Raw genomic sequence first — 4,984 nt, forward strand, 5'->3', positions numbered from 1 at the left:
CGCCCTCGATCGCGGCCGCCACCTGCCACTCGGCACCATGGCGCACGACGCGATAAGTTTCATGGCGCGTGGGCTGCACCTCGTCGCTGTCCATCGCCAACGGCTGCGGCGGCACGGCGGCGCCAAAGCCGACATCGGCGAGCCACGGGCGTCCATCGAGCCGGACCCGCACGACCATATGCGTCCGCGGCGTCGGCGGGGCGTCGTCGGGCAGCATCCAGCGCACCCGGCCCAGCAACCCTTCGGCATCGAAGCCGATCGCAAGCAGCGCGCGCAGAAACAGGCCGTTCTGCTCAAAGCAATAGCCGCCGCGCCGCTGGCCGATCAGCTTGGCATCGACGGCGTGCGCGCCAATGTCGATCCCCGCCCCGGTGAGCGCATCGATCGCCTCGAACGGAATCGCCGCGATATGCGCGGCCTGCAATGCGGCCAGCATCTCCCAGGTCGGTGCGACCGGCCCGGCATGGCCGATCCGCGCCAGATAGCGCGGCAGAAAGGCGACGGCGGGCGCATCACGATCGCCATCTTCAGGGTCGGACGACGGGGCAGCGGGATGGTGCAGCATGGACATGGCTCCGGTTTCGCGAATCAACTGTCCGGCGTTTATGAAAGCTCAAGCCCGGTGGAGGTCAAGCGCGGATATGCAAGCCACTCGCGGCCGCCAAAATGCCATCATATGCGTAACTTGGCCTTGCGGGCCGCTACGCGGTGCGGCAGACGCGTCGCACAACATAAGTCGCATAACATCGACCAACAGGGAGCCACCATGCGCACCACGACTTATTCGCGTCTCGCCGCCGCGCTCACGCCGGCCGCCCTCCTCTTCACCGCCGGAACCGCCAATGCCGCAACCTGCGAAGAAGCCTTCGTCAAAAAGGGCAATCCGATCACCGGGCTGCGCTTTACCGCCGCGGTCACCATCGCAGACCTGCCGCCCGCGGTCGCGATCGGCCAGATGCGCGGGCTGGTGGCCGCCAAGGGTTATGACATCATGGCCGACGAGGCCGAATATGGATCGATGCTGATCGAACAGCCGATGACCGGCGGCGCACGCGCTTTCCCGATCCAGATCACCGCGACGCAGACCGGCGGGATCGGGACGGTGGTAATGGAGGCCAAGCTGCGCGCGGGCCAGGCGACCAAAAGCGACCTCGCCATGGCCGAAATGTGCGGCATGCTGAACCAGATCAAGGGCGGCAAGGCGGGGGCGGCGGCCGCTAAAAAGGGGACCACGGCGACGACCGTTGCGGCTGCCCCGTTGAAAATCAGCGCGCTGGGATTTTCCCAGCAGGTGTCGAAAGACACCGAACGCAATCCCGCAGGCGTGCTGACGCGTTACAAGGGCAAGCGGTTCACCATCGACGGCACGGTCGAATATGTGACGAAGGACGGCAAGGATTTCCGCGTCGGTTACAAGATCCCCGACCCGTGGGAACAGGCGATCCGTCTTCCGAACCAGGCGCCGTTCAAGACCGACATCGTCTGCTATATGGCGCCCGGCCAGGCGGCTTTTTCGCTCCAGCTGAAACCCGACAAGGGCATCAAGCTGACTGGCACCGTCGAGGATTTCGACGAATATAAACATGTCATCTGGCTGAAGGATTGCCGCCCGGCGCAATAATCACGCCGCGGTATCGACGGAGCGACGGCGACGAGGATTCGACTCGCGAGCGCGAATGGAACATAAAGAGAACATTGATCCGATTCGGAGGGAAGGATGATGGACCCGATGTTCCGCTATTTCCTGGGGTTCCAGGTTGCCGCCGATCGCGCCGGGTGGCTGGCGCGCCAGTTGCCGCCCGTTTCGGGCGACCTGTTCGCGGGGCTGAAGCCGCAGCTCTACCATATGACGCTCTGCACGATCGCCGAAACGATCGAGCCGCAGCCGTTCCTGTCCGGTCAGGTCGCGAAAGCGTTTGCGGCCGGCCTGCCGCCGGCGAGCGCCATTCCGTTCGGCACGATCGTCGCGCGCGACACCGGCGTCGAACTGGTCACCGCAGGGCGCATCGGCGGCATTCGCCAGGCTTATGACGCGATCATTGCCCGCCTCGCGACACAGGGCATCGACCCGATGCACCGTAAATCGGGGCTTCGGCCGCACATCACGCTTGGTTATGGCCGGGCCGCGGACTTCGACCCGGTGCCCCTCGCATGGACCTGGACCCCGCGCGACCTGGTGCTGATCGAAAGCCACGTCGGCCACCGCCGCCACCGGGTGCTGCAACGCTGGACGCTCGACGCGCCCCCACAGGCCAGCTTCGATTTCATGGCCGACGATCTGCCGACGCCTATGCTCCGGGCCGCCTAGGGCGTGATCCTAGCCCTCAAGGCTATGTTCGAGCGTGATCTCACAGTCGAGCAGCTTCGACACCGGGCAATTCTTCTCGGCTTCCTCGGCGATCGTCGCAAACTCGTCGGCAGTGATCCCCGGCACCTTGCCGGTCAGCGTCAGCGCCGATTTGGTGATCGTGAAGCCGCCATCCTGCTGCTCCAGCGTCACCGCGGCGCTCGTCTCCAACGTGTCGCCCGAATAGCCCGCACGCGCGAGGCCGAAGGACAGCGCCATGGTGAAACAGGCAGCGTGCGCCGCGGCGATCAGTTCTTCGGGGTTCGTTCCCGGTTGCCCCTCGAAGCGCGTGCCAAAACCATAGGGCTGCTTGTCGAGCACGCCCGATTTGGTCGTAATCGACCCTTTGCCTTCCTTGCCAAAGCCTTCGTAACGGGCCGATGCGCGATTGACGGTCATGGACATGCTCCTTTGATCAGAGGGGATAGCGAAAACAGGACGGCCGGGGACTCGGCAGTCTCAGGCAGCGAGCAACTTAGGCCGGGTGCCGACGCGCTTCCACGCCTTTTCGTGAAAGAAAAAGGCTACCGCGTTGATGCACGGCTCGATGATCGCGATCCCGCCCGCAAGCGCGACCGATCCCGTCATCACATAGGCAACGCTGAACCCGATCGTCAGGTGGATGGTCAGGTAGGTGAAGGTCTTGATCAGGTCGGTGGGCATGGCCCGTCTCCAGCAAAAGCGAACTCCTGCTAGTTAAGAATGATTCGCAATAAATACCAGATACGGTTTTCGCTTACTGTGATCGCTTTTCCCGAACCACGCCGGCGCGGTCGAGTTCGGGGCCCAGCCGCCCGCCAAGCCACAAGGCCCACATCCTGAAATCGGCCACCAGGCTCCACAGCGGATAGGTAAAGGTCGCCGGACGATTTTTTTCAACGCCGAAATGCGCGGCCCAGGCAAAGACATAGCCCGCGACCGGCAACAGGGCCAACCATGCCAGACGGCCGCTCAGCACCGCGGCGAGCGCGATCAGGACAACAAGGCTGGTGCCGATATAGTGCAGCGCGCGCGTCGATGCCTTGCTGTGCTCGCGCAGGTAAAAGGGCCAGAATTCGGCGAAGGTCGTATATTGGCGCGCCATCGTCCGATGGTGCCCCGCGCCGCGCCGCCGGTCAACGCCGCAACGCAGGCTGCCGCCGTCCCGATGCCAGTGGCCTTACGACCAACCCGAGGCTAGGGTCGACAGATACCCGATCGCAAAAGACCGTCGGGATTGGGGAGAGACCTATCATGAAGAAATCGCTGCGTGCGCTGACCGGACTGGTCCTGCTCGACCTCATCGTCATCGCCGGTGCCTGGTGGATGATCGAGCGGACGCGAAGCGGTGCGTGGCAGTCGAACGATCCGGCGGGTTCGATCACGATGGTGACGACGACCGCGGGGATGCTGGTCGGCGTCATCTCCGCCGTGCTGCTCTTCGCCTTTTTCCTGCACCGCCGCGCCGGGAACTGACGCCCACCCGTTATTTGCTGCGGACGATCATATCCCAATGTTCCTCGACCCATGCAAACCGCTTTGCATCGTCGGCCTTGAACGTGGCAAGGTCGGGAAATAGCCGCGCGCCGACCTCTTCGGCGGCGCGATCAACCCGCCCGGAACGAGACAGCCCTCCCGCCTGGGTCGCAGGGGCGGGAGGGCTGTGGTCCGGGCCGGCGTGGTGGGCCGGGCCCGGAGACGAAAGCGCCATTGCCGCAGCGGCGGCGTCGCGGATATTCTGCACCACGGAAAGCTTCAGCGGCTCCCGACGCCCCGCTTATGGCGCTCCGCCGCACGGTCCGCCGTGATCTCCGTCACTGGCCCGACGGAAATTTCAACACCAACGCAAAGCAGGAAACTTACGCCTGACGCTTGATCCGGACCAGCGCGCTGTCGAGCGCTTGCAGGAATTGCGAACGATCGGCCTTTGAAAAGGGCGGCGGGCCGCCCATCGCGTCGCTCATTCCCGACCGCAGGTCGGCCATGATCGCGCGCGTCGCGATGGCGGGGCCGATCGACGCCATGGTAAAAGGCTTGCCATTGGGGCCGAGCACGCTTGCCCCCGCCTTCAGCGCGCGGTCGGCGAGCAATATGTCGGCGGTGATCACCACGCTGTGGGCATCGGCAGCTTCTGCGATCCAATCGTCTGCCGCGTCGAAACCATCCGACACGACAATACGCTCGATCAACGGATGGTCGGGCACGCGCAGCCGGCTGTTGCTGACGACTTTTACCGCCACCTCGTGCCGCCACGCGACGCGGTAAATCTCGTCCTTCACCGGACAGGCGTCGGCATCGACGAGGATTTGAGGCACCGCGGACATGGTCGAAAGCCGTCAGCCGACCTCGACGCCCTTCCAGAAGGCAATGCGGTCCGTGATCGCCGCCGCCGCCTCCCTGGGATCGGGATAATACCACGCCGCGTCGGCGTTCACCTGTCCGCCGACGGCCACATGATGATAATGCGCGATGCCCTTCCACGGGCACAGGCTCGTCGTCGCGCTGTCCGACAGAACCGCCGCATCGACCGCGTCGCGCGGAAAATAATGATTGCCCTCGACGACGACCGTATCGTCGCTGTCGGCGATCACCGCGCCGTTCCACCGTGCCTGCACCATGATCGCCTCCTGCCTTTCGCGACTATTTCTTCATATTGTC

The 4,984-nt window shown here is 64.4% G+C and carries 8 protein-coding genes and 1 pseudogene; 3 read left to right on the forward strand and 6 right to left on the reverse strand.

The features are described 5' to 3' along the window. Positions 1–571 (reverse strand): annotated as a pseudogene (locus A3E77_RS09345) (arylamine N-acetyltransferase family protein); the annotation flags it as partial. Between the two features lie 195 nt (positions 572–766). Between A3E77_RS09345 and A3E77_RS09350 the strand changes: the two are divergent. Further along, positions 767–1,621 carry a hypothetical protein gene (locus A3E77_RS09350; protein ID WP_293645238.1) on the forward strand — a complete coding sequence of 285 codons (855 nt, stop codon included), beginning with the start codon at positions 767–769 and terminating at the stop codon, positions 1,619–1,621. A gap of 108 nt (positions 1,622–1,729) precedes the next feature. Continuing rightward, positions 1,730–2,308, forward strand: a complete 579-nt coding sequence (locus A3E77_RS09355; RefSeq protein WP_293645240.1) for a hypothetical protein — start codon at positions 1,730–1,732, stop codon at positions 2,306–2,308. Positions 2,309–2,317: 9 nt separating this feature from the next. On the opposite strand, the gene A3E77_RS09360 is transcribed toward A3E77_RS09355, so the two are convergent. From A3E77_RS09360 to A3E77_RS09370, 3 genes are all read right to left on the reverse strand, one after another. Beyond that, entirely contained in the window at positions 2,318–2,746 is a 429-nt protein-coding gene (locus tag A3E77_RS09360; RefSeq protein WP_293645242.1) for an OsmC family protein, read from the reverse strand. A gap of 60 nt (positions 2,747–2,806) precedes the next feature. Then, positions 2,807–3,010, reverse strand: a complete 204-nt coding sequence (locus tag A3E77_RS09365) for a DUF2061 domain-containing protein (protein ID WP_293645244.1) — start codon at positions 3,008–3,010, stop codon at positions 2,807–2,809. A 73-nt stretch (positions 3,011–3,083) separates the two neighbouring features. Then, on the reverse strand, positions 3,084–3,431 hold the full coding sequence (locus A3E77_RS09370; RefSeq protein ID WP_293645246.1) for a DUF962 domain-containing protein: 348 nt from the start codon (positions 3,429–3,431) through the stop codon (positions 3,084–3,086). 149 nt (positions 3,432–3,580) lie between these two features. Between A3E77_RS09370 and A3E77_RS09375 the strand changes: the two genes are divergently transcribed. Next, positions 3,581–3,802: a hypothetical protein gene (locus A3E77_RS09375; protein WP_293645248.1), complete on the forward strand. Its 222-nt coding sequence runs from the start codon at positions 3,581–3,583 to the stop codon at positions 3,800–3,802. A 383-nt stretch (positions 3,803–4,185) separates the two neighbouring features. Here the strand turns inward: A3E77_RS09375 and A3E77_RS09380 are convergent, their stop codons facing one another. Continuing rightward, positions 4,186–4,650, reverse strand: coding sequence for a YaiI/YqxD family protein (locus tag A3E77_RS09380; RefSeq protein WP_293645250.1), 465 nt, complete (start codon positions 4,648–4,650; stop codon positions 4,186–4,188). Positions 4,651–4,662: 12 nt separating this feature from the next. Further along, complete coding sequence (locus A3E77_RS09385) at positions 4,663–4,944, reverse strand: DUF427 domain-containing protein (protein ID WP_293645252.1); 282 nt, start codon at positions 4,942–4,944, stop codon at positions 4,663–4,665. Positions 4,945–4,984: the final 40 nt, after the last annotated feature.

This window comes from Sphingopyxis sp. RIFCSPHIGHO2_12_FULL_65_19, assembly GCF_001830555.1.
Taxonomy (GTDB): Bacteria; Pseudomonadota; Alphaproteobacteria; order Sphingomonadales; family Sphingomonadaceae; genus Sphingopyxis.